Origin of the sequence: Bacillus sp. UNC125MFCrub1.1 (genome assembly GCF_000701305.1) — a bacterium.
Classification (GTDB): domain Bacteria; phylum Bacillota; class Bacilli; order Bacillales; family Bacillaceae; genus Bacillus; species Bacillus altitudinis.
The window spans coordinates 871,612-891,708 of sequence record NZ_KL370769.1 but is presented as its reverse complement, the minus strand read 5'-3'; the positions used below and the strand labels follow the sequence as shown (position 1 = coordinate 891,708).

Sequence of the window (20,097 nt, the reverse complement as noted above, 5' to 3'; positions counted from 1 at the left end):
GGAGGGGCCCATGATCAAAAAAGAGGATCGTCGTGTTGAGCGGACAAAAGAAACACTTCGTCAAACATTCAAAATACTAGTAAAAGAAAAAGGATATTTGCACGTAAAAGTGAAGGATATTGTGGAAAAGGCAAACTATAATCGGACGACATTTTATGTGCATTATGAAAGTAAAGATGAATTAGCAGCAGATGTTATTCACCGGGAAATGGTCGATTTCGAATATGAATTTTGTAAGCCGACTCGTGAAAATCCACTGTTGGATTTAACTCGCATGAAACCAGAAGGCACTGATGTATTTCAATATATCGTTGAAAATCGCGACTATTATGATTTATTAGTGATGGAAGACCGAATTCCCCACATACAAGAACAATTGCTTAAGAAAATACAATATATCTTCAAAAATAGAATGTCATTTGTGAGTGATCAGTATGAAGAAATCAACGACAGTTATTTTGTCCAGTATCGTTCATACGGGATCTTTGGTTTTATCATTGAATGGATCAGAAATGACTACAATGCATCTCCCTCAGAAATGGCACGCCGTATTATCAATTTATTATATATTCAGTCCTCACTTATGATTCAGTTGAAAGACGAAGAAGTGATTATGAAAAGGTGATGTCAGATAAATTTGATATATGTTAAATGATATTAATAGAAATAAGTGCATCCTGAATTTACGATGGGGCACAATGATAAAAATTAAATTTTATTACAAATATGTCGATAAAAGGAGGGGAATTTAAGAGATGGAGGAAAGAAAAGATGAAAAAAGGATTATTTTTAGTGTTTTTAGCCATTTTTATGATGGTCACAATTCATCCGTTAAATGCTCATGCAGCTGAGACAAATGGTTGGACGAAGCGAGCGGACTTACCGGAAGAACGTATCGGAGCAAGTGTAGGTGTAGTTGACGGAAAAATATATGTATTCGGTGGAGCTAGCCAGCAGTCTAAGTTCAATGATTCAACATATATGTATGATCCTAAAACTGATTCGTGGACAGAAAAATCAGCTATGCTAAGGTCAAGAACAGGTGCTGCTTATGCGACAGTAGATAAAAAAATCTATGTCATTGGCGGTCTCTATGAAACGACTAAAACAGTTCATAGAACTATGGATGTTTATGATACAGAACTTGACCAATGGACAGAAGAATCAATTAAGATGCCTGATAAATTTATATATAAATCCTATACAACAGGTGCCTTACGAGCTGTTACAGTTGGAGAAAAGATTTATATCGTATCCTCTTTATCATCCTATAAAGAAAATTTTTATTCTTATGATACGGTAAGTGGAGAGTGGGAATCTTTAGATAGTTCCCTATTAGTGAATCACCAAGGTAGAAGTATTTCAGAAATAAATGGGAAAATATATATTGCTGGTGGTGAGGCTAATGTTAGCCGAGGGAAAGATAAAGACATTTTAGAATATGATAGGTCGCTAGGGAAGTGGCAACGCTTAAAGGATGTTCAATTAAATTCTTTTGCCTATGAAGCTGCATTTGCGACATATAATCATAAACTATTTATCATTGGTGGACAGCAAATTGGAGATAGATCTAGCAAATTATTAAAACAAGTTCAAATATTTGATCCAAAAACTAGTCAAGTTAAAGATTCTTTATATGAAATCCCTGAAGGTAGAGTTGGATCTGTGGCAGTTATTGCTGATGATCAATTATATGTTATTGGTGGAAGAGACTATGCTGAATCAATTGGTAGTCATTCTGTCAAAAACAATTTTAAATCTGTTATCTCTATTCCATTAAAAGATCTGCAAAAAGTGTCAACGGATCAGGAGGAAACAAAGCCAGGTGATGATACAACCGAAGAGCCGAAAGATCAGGACGGGACAAAGCCAGGTGATGATACAACCGAAGAACCGAAAGATCAGGACGGAACAAAGCCAGGTGATGGTACAACAGAAGAGCCAAAAGATCAGGACGGAACAAAACCTGGTGATGGATCAACCGAAGAACCGAAAGATCAGGATGGAACAAAGCCAGGGAAAGAATCAACAAAAGGTATACTTTCAATTACTATGATAAACGGACTGCAAAAGGATTATCTGCTCTCAATGAAAGAAATCAACAATTTTCTTAACTGGTACAAAGAAAGAAGCTTTGGAATTGGGATGAACTTCTATGAAATCAATGATGAGCATAATAAAGGGCCTTTTACAAGTAAGAAGGATTATGTGGTGTACCAAAATATCCTAATGTTTGATATCAAACAATACTGATATTCATATAATGGAAAAACTGCTGGTGAAAGATCAGTAGTTTTTGTTTTTGTGAAATTGTTAAAATTAGGACTAATGTCATTAAAAATGCGTTATTTTTTAAAAAATCTGTTAAACATCCTATAACCATATCCGATATTAAAATTGTCAGGGTTGATAAGCCCTAGAACGAAGGACTTTTTTCAGACAAGGACGTCTGTCAGGTCCCACATACATGGAGGTAATAGGAAATGAGAATTAACCACAATATCGCAGCACTTAACACATTAAACCGTTTATCTGCAAACAACGGTGCGAGCCAAAAGAACATGGAGAAACTTTCTTCTGGTCTTAAAATCAACCGTGCAGGAGATGATGCAGCAGGTCTAGCGATTTCTGAAAAAATGCGTGGACAAATCCGCGGATTAGAAATGGCTTCAAAAAACGCACAAGATGGTATCTCACTTATCCAAACAGCTGAAGGTGCATTGACTGAAACTCATTCAATCCTTCAACGTGTACGTGAGCTTGTTGTTCAAGCTGGAAACACGGGTACACAAGACGATACAGATCTTGGTGCAATTCAAGAAGAAATCAAGAACCTTGTCCAAGAAATTGGTAATGGTTCTGAGAAAAATGGTATCTCTGATCGTACTGAGTTCAACGGTAAAAAATTGTTGAATGGTGCTTTCGCTAATGGTACAGCTACTTTAACTTTCCAAATCGGTGCAAATAAAGCACAAAAATTAGATGTAAATATCGAAGCAATGTCTTCTGATAAAATTGGTGCTACTCAACCAGATGGAACTCTTGTAACTGGTCAAGCGGTCTCTAACATTGATGTTACACAATTCGCTGCTGCTACACCAACACTTACATTTGATCAGCAACTAGACATCGTAGATGGTGCAATCAAACAAGTTTCAAATCAACGTTCTAAACTAGGTGCGGTTCAAAACCGTCTAGAGCACACGATCAACAACCTTGGTGCTTCTGGTGAAAACTTAACAGCTGCTGAGTCTCGTATTCGCGACGTTGATATGGCGAAAGAAATGAGTGAGTTCACAAAGAACAACATTCTTTCTCAAGCTTCACAAGCAATGCTTGCACAAGCGAACCAACAGCCACAAAACGTACTTCAATTACTTCGTTAATGACAGGCCCCTTTATGGGGCTTTTTTGTTTTGTTCCTATTCAATTTAATACAGGTTATGTGCTCATCACTTGAACGAATAGCATAATAGAAATCTATTTAAAACTAAATGGTGAATAAAGATATGTAAAATTGATCAATATATATTAAAAAATGTTAAACTTCCTATGAAATAAGCCGATAAAAGAATTGTCAGGGTTGATAAGCCCTAGAATAAAGGACTTTTTTCAGACAAGGATGTCTGTCAGGTCCCACATACATGGAGGTAATAGGAAATGAGAATTAACCACAATATCGCAGCACTTAACACACTGAACCGTTTATCTGCAAACAACGGTGCGAGCCAAAAGAACATGGAGAAACTTTCTTCTGGTCTTAAAATCAACCGTGCAGGAGATGACGCAGCAGGTCTAGCAATCTCTGAGAAAATGCGTGGGCAAATCCGCGGATTAGAAATGGCTACTAAGAACGCACAAGACGGTATCTCTCTTATCCAAACGGCTGAGGGTGCATTGACTGAAACTCACTCAATCCTTCAACGTGTTCGTGAACTAGTGGTTCAAGCTGGAAACACGGGTACACAAGACGATACAGATCTTGGTGCAATTCAAGAGGAAATCAAGAACCTTGTCCAAGAAATTGGAAATGGTACTGATAAAAACGGTATCTCTGATCGTACAGAATTTAACGGAAAGAAATTACTTGACGGTACGTTCAGCGCAGCTGGTGCTACACCAAAATCATTAACTTTCCAAATTGGTGCAAATAAAGCACAAAAATTAGAAGTTAATATTGAAGCAATGTCTTCTACAGCACTTGGTGCGGTTGATCCCGGTACTGGTGCTCTTATTGCAGACCACGCAGTAGCTGACATCGATGTAACACAATTTGCTGATCCAGCTGCTGCTGGCGCACTTTCTTTTGATGATCAATTAGATATCGTTGATGGGGCGATCAAACAAGTATCTGACCAACGTTCTAAACTCGGTGCAGTTCAAAACCGTCTAGAGCACACAATCAACAACCTTGGTGCTTCTGGTGAAAACTTAACAGCTGCTGAGTCTCGTATCCGTGACGTTGACATGGCGAAAGAAATGAGTGAGTTCACAAAGAACAACATTCTTTCTCAAGCTTCACAAGCAATGCTTGCACAAGCAAACCAACAACCACAAAACGTACTTCAATTACTACGTTAATGAAGAGCCCTATATGGGGCTTTTTTTGTTTCCTAACTTCATACAGTTCATAAAACTGAATATGTTAAAATGCGATAAAAAATATTAAAGAATGTTAAACTTCCTATAAAATAAACCGATAATACACTTGTCAGGGTATATAGACCCTAGAAAAAAGGGCTTTTTTCAGACAAGGACGTCTGTCAGGTCCCGCATACATGGAGGTAATAGGAAATGAGAATTAACCACAATATCGCAGCACTTAACACATTAAACCGTTTGTCTGCAAACAACGGTGCAAGCCAAAAGAACATGGAGAAACTTTCTTCTGGTCTTAAAATCAACCGTGCAGGAGATGACGCAGCAGGTCTAGCAATCTCTGAAAAAATGCGTGGACAAATCCGCGGACTAGAAATGGCTTCTAAAAACGCACAAGACGGTATCTCTCTTATCCAAACAGCTGAAGGTGCATTGACTGAAACTCACTCAATCCTTCAACGTGTTCGTGAACTAGTGGTTCAAGCTGGAAACACGGGTACACAAGACGATACAGATCTTGGTGCAATTCAAGAGGAAATCAACAACCTTATCAAAGAAATCGGTGGCGGAACGGATGGAAATGGAATTTCTGATCGTACTGAATTCAACGGTAAAAAATTGTTGAATGGCGACTTTGAAACAGATACATTAACATTCCAAATTGGTGCAAACAAAGCTCAAAAATTAGATGTGAACATCAAAGCGATGTCTGCTGATAAAATTGGAACAGATCCAACTGACGCTACTAAAACAGTATCTGCTATTAAAGTAACTGATTTTGCAACAACTAGTTTCGATGATCAACTAGATATCGTTGACAATGCAATTAAACAAGTTTCAGATCAACGTTCTAAACTTGGTGCAGTTCAAAACCGTCTAGAGCACACAATCAACAACCTTGGTGCTTCTGGTGAAAACTTAACAGCTGCTGAGTCTCGTATCCGTGACGTTGATATGGCGAAAGAAATGAGTGAGTTCACTAAGAACAACATTCTTTCTCAAGCGTCTCAAGCTATGCTTGCACAAGCGAACCAACAGCCACAAAACGTACTTCAATTACTACGTTAATGAAAGGCCCCTTGATGGGGCTTTTTTTAATGCCGTTTTTTCTTCGTTTTTTCTCCTTAATTATGATTCTTAAATCCCTCTGATAAATCATGAAAAATGACCTTTAAATTTGGCATACTCTAGCGAAACAATCATAATGAATAAGACTTTTTCCTTATTTATTCCTTTTTTGTTAAACATATTCCATTAAAGTTCGATAAATGGATTGTAAGGCTTACAAAAAAATTCTAATTTAGAACTTTTGGACATGGATGTCTAATTGGTTCAAACACATGGAGGTCATTTAATATGAGAATTAACCACAATATCGCAGCACTTAACACACTGAACCGTTTGTCTGCAAATAATGGAGCAGGGCAAAAGAACATGGAGAAGCTTTCTTCTGGTCTTCGTATCAACCGTGCAGGAGATGACGCAGCAGGTCTTGCGATTTCTGAAAAAATGCGTGGACAAATCCGGGGGTTAGAAATGGCGTCTAAAAACGCACAAGATGGTATTTCCCTTATTCAAACAGCTGAAGGTGCATTAACTGAAACACATGCGATTCTTCAACGTATGCGTGAGTTGACAGTTCAAGCGGGTAACGTAGGTACACAGCAGACTGAGGATTTAACGGCGATTCAAGATGAGATTAAAGCACTTGTTGAAGAGATTGATGGTATCTCAAGCCGCACAGCATTTAACGGAAAGAACCTTTTAAATGGAGATGTTACAGACGGATTCCAATTCCAAATTGGTGCGAACAAGGAACAACATATTATTGTTGAAATTGGTAAAATGGATGCAGAAACATTAACAGTTAAAGATATTGATGTAAGTGTTGATGGCTTCAATTTCGATACTGAAATTGAAAAAATTGATGCGGCAATCGGCGCTGTATCTAAACAACGTTCATCACTTGGTGCGGTCCAAAACCGTCTAGAGCACACTATTAACAACCTTGGTGCTTCTGCTGAAAACTTAACAGCTGCTGAGTCTCGTATTCGTGACGTTGATATGGCGAAAGAAATGAGTGAGTTCACTAAGAACAACATTCTTTCTCAAGCGTCTCAAGCAATGCTTGCACAAGCGAACCAACAGCCACAAAACGTACTTCAATTATTACGTTAATTAAAAGCCCCCGTTGAGGGGCTTTTTTTATGTTGATTTTAGCAACAGATGTAATTGAAAATCTGGAACAGCTTCATAGAAGAAAGCTCGATTTAATTCATCATTTTTTTGATCCCACCTCTGCCACCAGTTGCGGACCTCACCAGTGGAGTCAGCTTGAATCATGTCTTGCAGCTGCTCTAGGTTGATGATTTTTCTCGGTTCTATTAAGAACGAATGCATACGATGATACGCCTCAAGGCATTTAGGTTGTTTTGTTTGAACGGCATATTGTACATAATAATTGAAAAATTCTTGTACAAATGTCAGATGGGGAATGGGGGTTCCTTTTAATTCGACGCCTTCCCAAGCCATATCCGCAATTGCACAAAGCCACCAGCCAAGCTCATTGGCGTGCTGCATTTGTTGTAAGGTATGCCGTTCAAAAGAAATAAGCTCATCTTCTTGTGCTTGTTTGAGCATACGCTCAAGTGTCTGTGCCTCAAGAGCTGCCTTTGTCATTCCCTGACCATGTATTGGATCTAATGTGCATAAGGCATCACCCATGACCAATAAGCCGCTTGGCCAATCATCCATTTGTTCATAGTGGTTTCTGACACAAGCCGGAACTCTAAATCCTTTTGGTTTCGTATAGGGAATTAAATGAGTGATGGCTTCTGCTATCGAGGGATTGGTCAGCCTAGCGGTCTCTGCATCAAACTGATCAGCGTCCGTTGTTGGATAATGAGAGCCGCCAGCTGCTGAGAGAAGAACCGCTACTAAATCATGATCTACTCGTTCAAACAGTCCTGTTGGAATTTTCTTATTTGGCTGTCCAAGGATGACCATTGGTTCCAGATTCGGTGCCTCAGGTGGTATTTGGTAGTATCTTGTGCTATAGCCAAGAGACACGATTAGCTCATCTGTCTGCGGCAAGGTTCGCCCTGCGCTTTTCAGCCATTTTGGCAATTTAGACATTCTTCCAGACGTATCAATGACTAAGTCCGCACTTATTTTGTTGATGATTCCAGGCTTTATCCTCCGATCTTTGACCTGTAATCCACTCACTTTAGTCGTTTCTTCTTCAAAAAGAAGAGCGATCGCTTCATGTTTTTCTAAAAATTGAAGACGTTCCTCACGTAACATTCTTTGCATCAGCACCCACTCTAGCATGGCACGTCGTGTGACAGCTGTTTCTTCAGTATCGGTGAGTACTAACTCGCCATCTTTTGTCAAAAATCGAGATGTCTGATGCCATGTGTTGTACCCGCCCATTTCGAGTAATTCTTTTGTATAACCAGGAAATAGACGTTCCACTATTTGTTTGCCTAGTGGCAGCATTCTATGTGGATGAAAAGCTTGAGGCGTGCCAAGACGATTCTCAGGAGAGTCTGGCAATTCGTCCTTTTCAATAATCAATACTTCAAGGTAAAAACTTGATAAAACCTTTGCAGCGAGCATTCCCGTTATTCCGCCTCCGATGACGATCGCCCGCTCATACTTCATGGGTTGTGTCACAACATGCGCCTCCAGTGAATATATAAAATGGTTACATGACCATTTCATCATATGTTGATTTTCTAAGTATAGCAAATTCTTGTTTTTTTGAATATAGAAAGGAATTGGCATACTTTTTACTCGTAAATATGAAAAAAACTTCAATCTTGATCATTATTTTTAAAAAATAATAATCAAATTTGAGAGGAATGACCGATAAATACATTAAGGGGGTAGAGAGAATGGATATACTACAGAGTATTGTAACCGCAGCACCTTATATGATGAAGATTTTAAAAGATGAAGTGACGATGGGTGTCATTGATTGAGAAAAATTCTTGCTGTATTTGCCATCAAAAGATGTGGATTTTCAAATACGGACAGGAGATCCCATTAAACCAGATGATCAGAATATGAAAAATGCGCTTAGAGGAGAAACATCAAGTACATTCGTACCTGAATCGGTGTATGGGACGCCTTTAAATGCAATGGGATTGCCGATTTTCGATGAAAATCAACAAGTCATTGGTGCAATCGCTTTAGGTTTTCCACTTAAAAATCAAATAGAACTTGAGGCGTATATGGAGTCATTGAACGACATCATTCAAAGTATTCAAGAAAAAGTACATGTGGTGGCGGCTCATTCAGAAGAGCTCTCTGCGACAAGTGAGGAAATGACATTCCAAACACAGCAAACACTTGAAAGCTCGAAAAAAACTTCAGATATTACAAAAATGATCAAAGGTATCTCTAAACAAACGAGTTTGCTAGGATTGAATGCTTCAATTGAAGCGGCCAGGGCAGGAAAAGAGGGAGCGGGTTTTAGTGTGGTAGCGAGCGAGGTTCAAAAGCTCTCAAGCGAAACCTCACGTGCGACAGAAAACATAGAAAGTTCATTACAAGGAATTTCCTCTAATATACATACATTACTTGAGAGTATGGGCCATATGAAAGGGTCATCTTCAGAACAAGCTTTATTAGTGACGGAGTTTAGTGAAATTGTAGATAGGTTGACGATGTTTAGTAAAGAAATGAAAGAATTTATGCAAAAGGCGATGTTAACGTAAAAAACGAATCCAAAAAGGGTTCGTTTTTTTGTTGGCTCGTTATTTTCTGTTTTTCTGATCAAAGCGATAATCGTATGTTTCACCTTTGACCACATTTAAAAACTCATGTCCAATTTGAACGAGCTGTGCATTTTCCCATTTAATCAGAGGATCTTTATCAGGGTACTTCCAGTAGATTGTTTTCTTATGATGGGTGAGTTTGTTTTCAATTTCTGCTCTGACCGCATTCTCTTTTAGCTTTCCTCCGCTATGTCGATATGTGTTAATGGTATAGGTTCCATCAGGTGATGATATCGAGCGGATGAATGTTCCGTGAGACACGCCTTGAAGAGAGAAGCATTTCCAGTAAATAATTCCGGCGAAGCTAAGACATAAGATGGCAAGGATGATGGTGGTTTTCTTTTTAAACATGAATTCCTCCAGGTGTAGATCGCAATATTCTAATATATGAGAGAGATTACAAAAAGATTCATATAGTCCAAAAGTTCTATTCATTTCAATTATCGGTCATTTTTTCTCAACATTCAACAGTTAGCCCGTAAAGATAAGGAAAATTTAAGGATGCATTCAGATCACACTGGTCATTCGAAAACACTTTACAAAAGAATTTGCGATCAGTAGACTTATGCTCATATAGAGAAATGGGGCAGATGGAATGAATCGAATCATAGATACGTATCAAAATTATGAAGAGCTTTCCGCTCATGAAAGAAAAGGGATCGACTATCAAATTCTTCATCAGCGGAAAGGGGATCAGCTTCTCGTCCTGTCACCTCATGCGGGAGGGATTGAATCTGGCGTGAGCGAGCTGGTCCATGAAGTAGCAACCGATTATTCTATGTATTTATTCGAGGGCCTTAAAGTGAAAGGCAATCATGTTCTTCATATTACGAGCACACGTTTTGATGAGCCGATTTGTCTTTCTCAAGTGCATACACATCATTATACATTTGCACTCCACGGCTATGGAGAAACAGACGTTCTACAAACTTTAGTTGGTGGTACCGACAGGGAAAAAGCTGCTGAAACAGTGAAGTGTCTCACACAAAATGGCTTCCATGCCTTACTTTTATCTGAATCGGATCAATTTGCTGGAACACATCCTCAAAATATTAATAATCAATGCCTCACAGGAAAAAGTGTTCAAATTGAAATTAGCCAAGCTCAGAGAAGAGCTTTCTTTCAAGACTTTAGGCGGAGCCGTAGGCGTGATACACAAACCGAACAATTTTATCAATACACAAATGTACTGAAACAAGTGTTAAGTCTTTATGAATAAACTTCTGACGTCACGTGTGCTGACGCTTTTGTTTGATACGCAGCTTCATTTTCTGCGACCTTGCCGGCTCTCATTAAATAAGAAGTAAATTCTTTTTGAAATTGAATGCCGGCTCTTCGCTGTTCAAATAGAGCAAGCCGTTTTTCAGCAAAAGCCCGAGTGACATGAAATGTTTGAGCAATATGCAAAATGGCTTGCTGCCTAAGGTTTGGGAGCGTCATTTGCAGCAGCATAAAAGTCGGAACACAAAAGTGATACATGAATTGTTTTGCTTGAAACTCTTGCAGTTCTCGAAAGAGCTTGTGCATGTTAAAGTGGTTGCCTGTATGCTTCAGCACATGACAAAGCTCGTGTGCGAAATCCTGCCACTGTTCTTCTGACGATAAGGCTCTGTTTAAAATAATACTGTAAAGACCTTGATGTTTGATCATCATGCTGCCAGTATCCTCGTAGTGTACCCATACATGAAATTCAGCTGCGATCCTATGCATGTCTACATAGGCAGGACCGCTTATTTGCAGTTGAGTGTATAACCGTTTAATATCTTCTTCTAAATGGGTTAAAAAATAAGTCATGTCAAAACCTCCATACAAACGTATGTTCTATTTTTGCCGTAAAAGAAAAGTCCATATAGGACTAAATGGCTAATAAAGCTATCGCTTACTTTTTATATCGGCTTATTTTTAACAATTTTAACATAAAATCAAAGAAAATTGGAAGTTTTTCCTGTTTTTTTGTTCTGTTTTTTATTTTTTATAAAGATAAAACGGCGATTGAATTCAAATTTTACCATAGTCTTATGACGAAAACAAACAAATTTGTCTTACGTTTGCCACCGATTGATGAGCAAGATCAAACATCAATTTAACAAAAAGGAGTGCAAAACATGGTACAAATTTATCAAGATTTTATTCCAGTTGGAAACGGAAATCGGCCAGGATATGCTATGACGCCGCTTTATGTAACTGTGCATAACACAGCCAATACATCTAAGGGAGCTGACGCAAAAAGTCACGCGGCATATGTCAAACGCTCAACAACAGAGGTAAGCTGGCACTTTACAGTGGATGACAGTGAAATTTTTCAGCATCTCCCTTTAAATGAAAATGGTTGGCATGCTGGGGATGGACATGGAGATGGCAATCGAAAATCGATTGGCATTGAAATTTGTGAAAATGAGGATGGAAACTTTCAACAAGCTGTCAAACATGCCCAGTGGCTTATTCAAAAGCTTTTAAAAGAACATGGCATTCCATTAGCAAATGTGGTGACGCATCAGCATTGGTCAGGAAAAACATGTCCACGTCTGCTGCTAGCTACATGGGATGAATTTAAAAGAGGAATTGAGACTGCAGGTGATCCGGAAACGGTGATCACATATGTGGTGAAAAGCGGGGATACGCTAACGAGTATTGCAAAAGCCCATGGTGTCACAGTGAGTGATTTACAGACATGGAATCAGATTAGTGACCCGAACATGATTCGAGTTGGACAAGTTCTCAAGATTTATCATGCAGAAGAAAAGCTCAGTTATGAATTGCCGGATGGGGTGTTAAAGGTGACATCACCTCTGACAAAAGGGGAGCATGTACGTCTCGTCCAAAAAGCGCTTGCTGCTGTGTATTTTTATCCTGACAAAACAGCTGTAGATAAGGGCATTGATGGCGTTTATGGGGAAAAAACAGCCAATGCTGTCGCGCGATTTCAACTGATGAATGGTCTAACAAGTGATGGAGTATACGGTCCTAAAACAAAAGTGAAGCTGCTTCAACTATTAAATCAGTGAGTCTTTCTTTTTGGCCGCTTGAATGACGGCTTCACTTTTTTCATGTAATCGGCAGATATAAGGGGATGGCTTAAATTCAGCAAACTGAACATACCTCAATTGTTTAAGTTTCTTTTTCATATTGGCACCTCAATCGTTGCAGCAGTTGGTTTTATTGTATGCAAGTAGATGTGAAAACGGAAGTAGGACGCGGATAAAGTTCCGCGTCCTTTAGTGTAATCAAGCTTTTTTATTTTTATACTCATCTAGGAGCTGTTCATTCTTTTTGAAAATACGCTCCGTATGGGGACTTACTTTGTAATCAGCCATACTAATATGGCGCTTTTTCTTTAAAATCTTAAATGGGTTTTTCTTGCGATTGTTATTATCCCCTTGAAGTGCGTGTTCCATCTTCATCACCTTCCTCTTCGTCAGGCAAGATTAGGTCATAAATCGTTGTAAGTGAAGTCATTAATAAATAGTCGAATTCAGTGACAATATCCTCAGAGGTCAGCTTAATCACAAAGTGTGCATCCGCTACTGAAAACGGGATGAGAACCAATTTGCCGAAATCATCGTAATACACTTCCTGCCTGTCAAGCTTTGCTTGAATAAGCGCTCTCTGATCAAGTGTCCGCAGCAGGTCATCTTTTTGCTCCTGCGTATCATAAGGACAAAGAACTGCTTGAATATTCATTTTTTCTGCAAAAGAATAGATCAGTCGTTCAATTCCCTCTATATATGCTTCTATACTTCCATAATATACATGGATCGGTTCGTTTTTCAATAGGTATTGGTACGTTTTTAGTTTATTGAGGTAAGAATGAAGCAGGTCGTTATTTTGTTCTAGGAGTTGATGGGTGTCGGTTTCAAGTTCATGATTTCCGAGTTTTTTAATATAGGAGCTGAGGAAAATAAAGGCATCAGTTAATGCGAAAAAAACAGCAATAATCAGGTAGTGCATCCAATCGGTGAAGATTGAAGCAGGGTCATTTGTCCAGTACACAACAGCACCCGCTACATAAATCCAATACCACGTTTTACGAATCGCAAACATCTTTTCTTTTACTTTTTGTTCAAAGCGCCATACCGCAAATACATATACAGCAAGAGCACCTAGCAATAACCAAACAGTCAATTGAAAAAATAATAGCATGTTCTTCTCTCCCATAGACAGATGGATACTTATTTATTTCTATGGATATGATTGGAAACCCTGCTTCATGAAAAAATGGCTTGCAGAAAAAGAGCATTTAAGAATGTAAACAAATAAAAAAAGACCTGTTAGACAGGTCTTTGATATTAGAGAATCGCATTTAACACAAAGTATATAAGTGCCCCTAGAGTTCCCGAAATCGGTAATGTGATCACCCAAGTGACAAGCATACGTTTTGCCGTACCCCAGTTGACTCCTTTTACTCTATGTGCAGATCCTACACCTAGAATAGAAGATGAGATCACGTGAGTGGTACTAACCGGTAAGTGAATAAATGTTGCACCGAAGATAATAGCTGCACCCGTTAAGTCTGCAGATACTCCGTTTACTGGACGAATCTTCATGATTTTACCGCCGACTGTTTTAATAATCTTCCAGCCGCCAATAGACGTACCTAGTCCCATTGCAAGCGCACAAGAGAATTGTACCCAGAAAGGAATGTCGTCTGTTGTATGCAAATTACCTGCAATTAAAGCCATCGTAATAATTCCCATCGCTTTTTGCGCATCGTTTGTTCCGTGGGTATACGATTGCAGTGCAGCCGTTAAAATTTGAACACGTCGGAATTGTTTATTTGTTTTTGCGAGATTATTGTTTCGGAATATAATTTTGATAATGGTATACACGATATATCCTAAAACAAAAGCCAGGATAGGTGAAAGCAAAAGTGCTTGAATGATTTTAATGAATCCCGAATAGTTTAAAGCGCCAAAACCAGCAGAGGCAATAACAGCTCCTGCAATTGATCCGATCAGTGCGTGTGAAGAACTACTCGGAATCCCGTAATACCAAGTAAGCAAGTTCCAAGTTATCGCTGCAATTAAAGCAGCCAAAATGACGACAGATCCGTTTTGAAGTGTAAAAGGATCTGCGATGTCTTTTGTAATGGACTTTGCCACACCTGTAAATGTCATTGCTCCTAAGAAGTTCATAAACGCTGCCATAATAATAGCATGTCTAGGCTTTAACGCCTTTGTTGAAACAGAAGTAGCAATGGCATTTGCTGTATCGTGGAATCCGTTAATGAAATCAAAAGCAAGTGCACAAATGACAATAAGTATGGTAAGGATGAGTAATGTATCCATGTTTAACTAACCCCGTTACGCATTCTTCATAATGATTGTTTCTAGATTGTTGGCAACACTTTGACAGGAATCTGCGATTTCTTCAAGTGTTTCGTAAATTTCTTTGTATTGAATGACCTTAATTGGATCTGTTTCTTTTCCAAACAAGTTCTTTAGTGATTTGCGGTGAAGATTGTCACAATTATGCTCAATCTCTTTAATTTTGATTGCGTGCGGATGAATATCTTTCAAGCGATTATCAGCCAGTAATTCAATAGTCGTTAAAATTTCTTTCGCACATTCTCTGATGTAGTGGCTGAATTTGTCGATATGTTCGTCAGAGCTTGTAATTGAATAAATTTCTAAAGTTGCTGAAAAATGCTCAATGCCGTCTAAAACATCGTCGAGGCTATTCGTCAATTGAAGAATGTCTTCACGTTCAATCGGTGTAATAAAGGCTTTATTCAGCTCTTTAATCATGGTATGAACATGATTATCACCTTTTGTCTCATATTCCTTCAATGTGTCAGAAAATTCTTTCAGAGTGGTTTGATTTGTTACTTTATAGCTAACAAAATACTCAGCAGTTTCATCTAAATTTTTAGCAATTTCCGTTAACAAGACGGAAAACTTGTCTTTTTTCCTTTTTAACATGTAAAAACCCTCCATTGTATAAATGAGACAATGCACACATCAAATAATTATATATTCTTTTGTCGAAAAAAAACAGGTGTAGTCGAAAATTTCTTCACTTTTTCTATTTGATCTTATTCTGACCTAAAGATGTGATCTCAACTCACCTTTTTCAGAAAGGGGAAAAGAAAGCAAAAAAGCGGACCATTTTTGGCACCGCTTAAAAGTTAAGAAGCTGAATAAACAAGCTTAAACCGCTCACAAACAAGAAGCATATCTTCCTTAAATGTTAATCCGTACGGCTTAAGGGCTTCTGTGAAAAATTCTTCATGTTCTTTGTACCAATAGTCATATGAAAGATCGCCTTCACCTTCTGCTTTTGCAAATGATTCAGGAACCTCATTCATTGGCATGATATCTACTTGTGTGATCTCTATGATGGCTTTTGGTTCCTCCCTGCTGTCCAAAATGACCGCATATTGACCGGGTTTTGGAAGAGGCTCTTGTTCTTTTTCGTAAAAAAGGTATCCAGAACAAGTGGCTGTTTTTTTCCCTTGTTGTACAAGGTCAAGCAAGTGATCTGGATCTGCGCCAAATGCCCAAGCAGAAACAGAGGCGTGATCAGGAGTTTTTTCTGATTTTTCCTCCCAATAAGATTCCCAAAATAAAGTGCTTTTGTGGTTCATCCTTTTTCCCCCTTTGTTATGAGATTATTATATCGTGAAGTTTCAAACTTGGAAATCATATGTCTTTATTACTACGAACTGTGCATGTCATATGTTTTGAAAACATGCGTTTTGTTTGGCAGATATAGGATGATAGAATGAAAAATTTTGAAATTTTAGAATAATCTATTGTATTCTGGTCAAGAAGTCGGTAAGGTCAAAGTAAGAATATGGAAGGGGTGTTGTTCATGAAACGCATTTCTCTAACTGTTTTGTCCATATGTCTGTTTGTTTTCTCGTTTTTCCTGCCGGTCAGCCAAGTCACTGCAAACGAAACTCATGGGAATAAAGTAGCTGTTGGCAAAGATGGTATGGTGGCTACTGCACATCCGCTTGCATCAGAGATTGGTGCTGACGTATTGAAAAAAGGTGGGAACGCAGTGGATGCTGCTGTTGCCATTCAGTACGCACTTAACGTAACAGAGCCAATGATGTCTGGAATTGGCGGTGGCGGATTTATGATGGTTTATGATGGGAAAACAAAGGAAACATCCATCATCAATAGCAGAGAGCGAGCACCACAGGGCGCAACACCTGACATGTTTTTAACAGATGATGGAAAAGTGATTCCGTTTGCTGAGCGATCTACACATGGAAATGCGGTAGGTGTTCCAGGGACTGTAAAAGGTCTTGAAGCTGCATTAGATAAGTGGGGTACTCGTTCTATGAAGGAATTGATTGAGCCCTCCATTCAACTTGCAGAAGATGGTTTTAAAATTGATTCTGTCTTGGCAAAAGCGATTGATGATCATCAAGGAAAATTGAAAAAAACGGCCGCAGCGCCAATTTTTCTTCCAAATGATCAGCCGCTCGAAGAAGGAGAGCTGCTTGTACAGCCAGGTCTTGCAAAAACATTTAAACTCATTGCGAAAAAAGGAAGCAAAGCATTTTATGAAGGAAAAGTAGCAAAGGCACTTGCAAATACAGTTCAAGATTTTGGCGGGACGATGACTTCAAAAGATATCAAACGTTATGAAGTCAAGACTGACAAGCCAATCTGGGGAGACTATAAAGGATATCAGCTTGCAAGCATGCCTCCACCAAGCTCAGGCGGGGTGTTTATGCTACAAATTCTCAAAATACTTGACCATTTTAACCTGTCTCAGTATGACCCCAAATCATTCGAAAAATATCAGCTGCTTGCTGAAACAATGCACCTCTCCTATGCTGACAGAGCCGCATATGCCGGCGACCCCGAATTCGTAGATGTTCCACTAAAAGGACTACTAGACGATGATTACATTTCAGAAAGAGCCTCTCTCATTCAATTAGATCAAATGAATCGCAGCCCGAAAGAAGGAGATCCTTGGGCATATGAGGATGAAAAAAATCCATCCCCAATTGTTCCTCAGCCAGAAGATAAAACCATTGGTGAGACGACCCATTTTACTGTTGCAGATCAGTGGGGAAATGTTGTGTCATTTACAACGACCATTGAACAATTATTTGGTACAGGGATTCTTGTTCCAGAGTATGGATTTTTCTTAAATAATGAACTGACTGATTTTGATGCAAGACCTGGCGGGGCAAATGAAGTCCAGCCCAATAAACGTCCGTTATCAAGCATGACCCCGACGATCATTTTTAAAGATGGAGAGCCTGTCATGACTGTTGGGTCTCCTGGTGGAACGACGATCATTGCTTCTGTTTCACAGACGATTCTCAATTTACTTGAATATGACATGGAGCTTCAGGATGCAGTAGAAGAGCCAAGAATCTACACAAACAGCTTAACTTCGTATCGTTATGAAGTAGGTGTCCCTCTAGATGTAAGAACAAAGTTAAATGATATGGGTCACCAGTTTGGCAGTTCCCCTATTGATATAGGGAATGTGCAAGCTTTACTGATTGATCGAAAAGCAGGGACATTCACTGGAGTAGCTGATTCAACGAGAAATGGAACTGCTGTTGGTGTCAATCTAAAAGTAGCTGCAGATCAATAGCATTTCCCGGGAAAAGAAGCGCCTCATCAAGAAGGCGTTTCTTTTTAGTTTTCATTAAAATAAAAACACAGTTGACACCTGTGAATAGTTTGAATAATATATAGACTAACATCAATCATACATAGCTGATCGGACAACCGAAGGCTCTTGGCATTGACGTACAGGACTTTTTTGTACTTCAATCGCTGAGGGCCTTTTTTGCGTATAGAACTGAAAACGGCAAGGTTGGTGTCACTATTCAATGTGAAAGGGAGCGGATAACATGAAAAATTGGATATGGATGTCTATTGCGATGACACTTTTCATCATCACAAGTGCCGCATGCTCAAATGCGAATGAAGCCTCAAATCAAAATGGAAAGGTTGAGCTGTTGAATGTGTCATACGATCCTACACGTGAATTGTATCAGGAATACAATCAAGCCTTCCAGACTTATTGGAAAGACAAAACCGGTGAAGATGTGACGATACAGCAGTCTCATGGAGGGTCGGGTAAGCAGGGGAGATCGATTATTGATGGACTCGAAGCAGACGTGGCTACACTTGCTCTTGGGTACGACATTGATGCCATTGCAGATCGAGGGCTACTTTCAAAGGATTGGCAAAAAGAATTTCCGAATCAGTCCACACCTTACACGTCTACGATTGTGTTTCTTGTGAAGAAAGGGAACCCCAAAAATATTAAAGACTGGGATGACTTGCTTCAGCCAGGTGTATCTATCATCACACCAAATCCAAAAACGTCAGGCGGTGCAAGATGGAATTATTTAGCCGCATGGGCATATGCCGATAAAACCTTTCATGGGGATGAAGAAAAAACGAAGGATTTTGTGAAAAAGTTATATGAACATGTCGAGGTGCTCGATTCAGGTGCTCGCGGCGCCACAACAACTTTTGTCGAGCGCGGTCTTGGTGACGTGTTAATTGCTTGGGAAAATGAAGCCTATTTGACACTGCATGAATTAGGCAAAGACAAATTTGAGATTGTCAGTCCCTCCATTAGTATTCTAGCAGAGCCGCCCGTTGCCGTTGTCGACCAAAATGTGAAACGAAAAGGAACAGAGAAAGTGGCAAAGGCTTATTTAGATTATTTGTATTCTAAAAAAGGACAGGAAATTGCGGCGAAAAACTATTATCGACCAAGAAATCAAGAAGTGCTAAACAAATATAAAGATCAATTTAAAGAGATTGATATGGTGACCATTGATCAGGCATTTGGCGGATGGCGAAAGGCGCAGAAAAGATTTTTTGATGATGGCGGATTATTTGATCAAATATATAGCGGACAAAAATAGGGGGCGACGTGATGAAGAAAGGCTATACTGCCGCCAATAAAAGAAAACGTGTATTGCCTGGATTCGGGCTGAGTCTCGGAGTGACACTTGTTTATGTCAGTGCGATTGTCGTGATTCCTTTATCTATGGTATTTATTTGGACGGCTTCATTAGGAGCAGAAGGAATTTGGAATGTCTTTAGTGATGCGCGGGTGCTAAAGTCGCTGCAGCTTACGGTTACGACTTCTTTTGCAGCTGCACTCATCAATGCAGGTTTCGGTGTACTGATCGCATGGGTTCTCACGCGGTACTCGTTTCCAGGAAAGAACATCCTGGATGCCCTCATCGATTTGCCGTTTGCTCTTCCAACGGCAGTGGCTGGCATCGCTTTGACGACTCTTTATTCTCCGAATGGGTGGATTGGGCAATTTTTGCATGTGAAGGTGGCATACACCCCGCTCGGGATTATCTTGGCACTGATTTTTATTGGCATTCCATTTGTCATAAGAACGGTTCAACCGGTCATTGAGGGGCTTGAGCAGGAAGTGGAAGAGGCCGCAGCCATACTTGGTGCTACAAGAAAACAGACCTTTTTTCATGTACTGCTGCCTGCCTTGTTTCCAGCGGTAATGACTGGATTTTCTCTTGCATTTGCAAGAGCACTCGGTGAATATGGCTCCGTTGTGTTTATAGCGGGAAATATTCCGTTTAAAACAGAGATTACACCACTGATGATCATGTCTAAGCTTGAGCAGTATGATTATCAAGGTGCCGCAGCCATTGCCTGTTTCATGCTGCTCTTATCATTTGTCATTTTGTTATTGATTCACGGATTGCAGTGGTTTGTCGAGCGGAAAAAACAAGTGGAAGTGAGGTGAG

Annotated in this window: 20 protein-coding genes and 1 pseudogene; 12 read left to right on the top strand and 9 right to left on the bottom strand. The window is 39.3% G+C overall.

Annotated elements, in window-relative coordinates; genetic code table 11:
- Positions 1-10: 10 nt before the first annotated feature.
- The 6 genes from N521_RS17300 (at position 11) to hag (N521_RS17275) (ending at position 6,777) form a co-directional block, all read left to right on the top strand.
- A complete protein-coding gene (locus tag N521_RS17300) occupies positions 11-625 on the top strand; it encodes a TetR/AcrR family transcriptional regulator (protein ID WP_035392350.1) in 615 nt (204 codons plus the stop codon).
- A 146-nt stretch (positions 626-771) separates the two neighbouring features.
- Positions 772-2,253 carry a Kelch repeat-containing protein gene (locus tag N521_RS17295; protein ID WP_035392347.1) on the top strand — a complete coding sequence of 494 codons (1,482 nt, stop codon included), beginning with the start codon at positions 772-774 and terminating at the stop codon, positions 2,251-2,253.
- 230 nt (positions 2,254-2,483) lie between these two features.
- Complete coding sequence (hag, locus tag N521_RS17290; protein ID WP_017367065.1) at positions 2,484-3,386, top strand: flagellin Hag; 903 nt, start codon at positions 2,484-2,486, stop codon at positions 3,384-3,386.
- A gap of 274 nt (positions 3,387-3,660) precedes the next feature.
- The gene (gene hag / locus N521_RS17285) at positions 3,661-4,581 is read left to right on the top strand and encodes a flagellin Hag (RefSeq protein ID WP_008346310.1); all 921 of its coding nucleotides are present in this window, start codon (positions 3,661-3,663) and stop codon (positions 4,579-4,581) included.
- A gap of 213 nt (positions 4,582-4,794) precedes the next feature.
- Entirely contained in the window at positions 4,795-5,667 is an 873-nt protein-coding gene (gene hag / locus N521_RS17280) for a flagellin Hag (protein ID WP_008346308.1), read from the top strand.
- Positions 5,668-5,955: 288 nt separating this feature from the next.
- Entirely contained in the window at positions 5,956-6,777 is an 822-nt protein-coding gene (gene hag, locus N521_RS17275; RefSeq protein ID WP_008346306.1) for a flagellin Hag, read from the top strand.
- Between the two features lie 27 nt (positions 6,778-6,804).
- Here the strand turns inward: hag (N521_RS17275) and N521_RS17270 are convergent, their stop codons facing one another.
- Positions 6,805-8,274, bottom strand: a complete 1,470-nt coding sequence (locus tag N521_RS17270) for an NAD(P)/FAD-dependent oxidoreductase (RefSeq protein ID WP_035392346.1) — start codon at positions 8,272-8,274, stop codon at positions 6,805-6,807.
- 221 nt (positions 8,275-8,495) lie between these two features.
- On the opposite strand from N521_RS17270, the pseudogene N521_RS17265 reads away from it, so the two are divergent.
- Positions 8,496-9,320 (top strand): annotated as a pseudogene (locus tag N521_RS17265) (methyl-accepting chemotaxis protein).
- Positions 9,321-9,359: 39 nt separating this feature from the next.
- On the opposite strand, the gene N521_RS17260 reads toward N521_RS17265, so the two are convergent.
- Positions 9,360-9,731, bottom strand: coding sequence for a DUF5412 domain-containing protein (locus N521_RS17260; RefSeq protein WP_017359605.1), 372 nt, complete (start codon positions 9,729-9,731; stop codon positions 9,360-9,362).
- A gap of 244 nt (positions 9,732-9,975) precedes the next feature.
- On the opposite strand from N521_RS17260, the gene N521_RS17255 reads away from it, so the two are divergent.
- The gene (locus tag N521_RS17255) at positions 9,976-10,599 is read left to right on the top strand and encodes a poly-gamma-glutamate hydrolase family protein (protein ID WP_017359604.1); all 624 of its coding nucleotides are present in this window, start codon (positions 9,976-9,978) and stop codon (positions 10,597-10,599) included.
- Here the strand turns inward: N521_RS17255 and N521_RS17250 are convergent.
- Positions 10,590-11,174: an ImmA/IrrE family metallo-endopeptidase gene (locus N521_RS17250; protein ID WP_008346294.1), complete on the bottom strand. Its 585-nt coding sequence runs from the start codon at positions 11,172-11,174 to the stop codon at positions 10,590-10,592. The genes N521_RS17255 and N521_RS17250 overlap by 10 nt on opposite strands.
- A gap of 311 nt (positions 11,175-11,485) precedes the next feature.
- On the opposite strand from N521_RS17250, the gene N521_RS17240 reads away from it, so the two are divergent.
- Complete coding sequence (locus N521_RS17240) at positions 11,486-12,385, top strand: N-acetylmuramoyl-L-alanine amidase (protein WP_035392343.1); 900 nt, start codon at positions 11,486-11,488, stop codon at positions 12,383-12,385.
- Here N521_RS17240 and N521_RS19930 read toward each other — a convergent pair.
- From N521_RS19930 to N521_RS17215, 6 genes are all read right to left on the bottom strand, one after another.
- Positions 12,374-12,505 carry a hypothetical protein gene (locus N521_RS19930; RefSeq protein ID WP_255201815.1) on the bottom strand — a complete coding sequence of 44 codons (132 nt, stop codon included), beginning with the start codon at positions 12,503-12,505 and terminating at the stop codon, positions 12,374-12,376. The two genes, N521_RS17240 and N521_RS19930, sit on opposite strands and share 12 nt — an antisense overlap.
- A gap of 99 nt (positions 12,506-12,604) precedes the next feature.
- Positions 12,605-12,781 (bottom strand): type II toxin-antitoxin system SpoIISB family antitoxin, encoded by a 177-nt coding sequence (locus N521_RS17235; protein ID WP_008346289.1) that lies wholly within the window; start codon positions 12,779-12,781, stop codon positions 12,605-12,607.
- Positions 12,750-13,520, bottom strand: a complete 771-nt coding sequence (locus tag N521_RS17230) for a type II toxin-antitoxin system SpoIISA family toxin (protein ID WP_019743468.1) — start codon at positions 13,518-13,520, stop codon at positions 12,750-12,752. The genes N521_RS17235 and N521_RS17230 overlap by 32 nt, the downstream gene beginning before the upstream one ends.
- A 146-nt stretch (positions 13,521-13,666) precedes the next feature.
- A complete protein-coding gene (locus N521_RS17225) occupies positions 13,667-14,665 on the bottom strand; it encodes an inorganic phosphate transporter (protein WP_017359158.1) in 999 nt (332 codons plus the stop codon).
- Between the two features lie 15 nt (positions 14,666-14,680).
- Positions 14,681-15,298: a DUF47 domain-containing protein gene (locus N521_RS17220; RefSeq protein WP_017359157.1), complete on the bottom strand. Its 618-nt coding sequence runs from the start codon at positions 15,296-15,298 to the stop codon at positions 14,681-14,683.
- A gap of 206 nt (positions 15,299-15,504) precedes the next feature.
- On the bottom strand, positions 15,505-15,963 hold the full coding sequence (locus tag N521_RS17215) for an ASCH domain-containing protein (RefSeq protein WP_035392337.1): 459 nt from the start codon (positions 15,961-15,963) through the stop codon (positions 15,505-15,507).
- Positions 15,964-16,190: 227 nt separating this feature from the next.
- Between N521_RS17215 and ggt the strand changes: the two genes are divergently transcribed.
- From ggt to cysT, 3 genes are all read left to right on the top strand, one after another.
- Positions 16,191-17,945 carry a gamma-glutamyltransferase gene (gene ggt, locus N521_RS17210; protein ID WP_035392335.1) on the top strand — a complete coding sequence of 585 codons (1,755 nt, stop codon included), beginning with the start codon at positions 16,191-16,193 and terminating at the stop codon, positions 17,943-17,945.
- 262 nt (positions 17,946-18,207) lie between these two features.
- Positions 18,208-19,239 carry a sulfate ABC transporter substrate-binding protein gene (locus N521_RS17205; protein ID WP_025207202.1) on the top strand — a complete coding sequence of 344 codons (1,032 nt, stop codon included), beginning with the start codon at positions 18,208-18,210 and terminating at the stop codon, positions 19,237-19,239.
- A gap of 11 nt (positions 19,240-19,250) precedes the next feature.
- Positions 19,251-20,096, top strand: a complete 846-nt coding sequence (gene cysT / locus N521_RS17200) for a sulfate ABC transporter permease subunit CysT (protein WP_017359153.1) — start codon at positions 19,251-19,253, stop codon at positions 20,094-20,096.
- Position 20,097 lies beyond the last annotated feature (1 nt).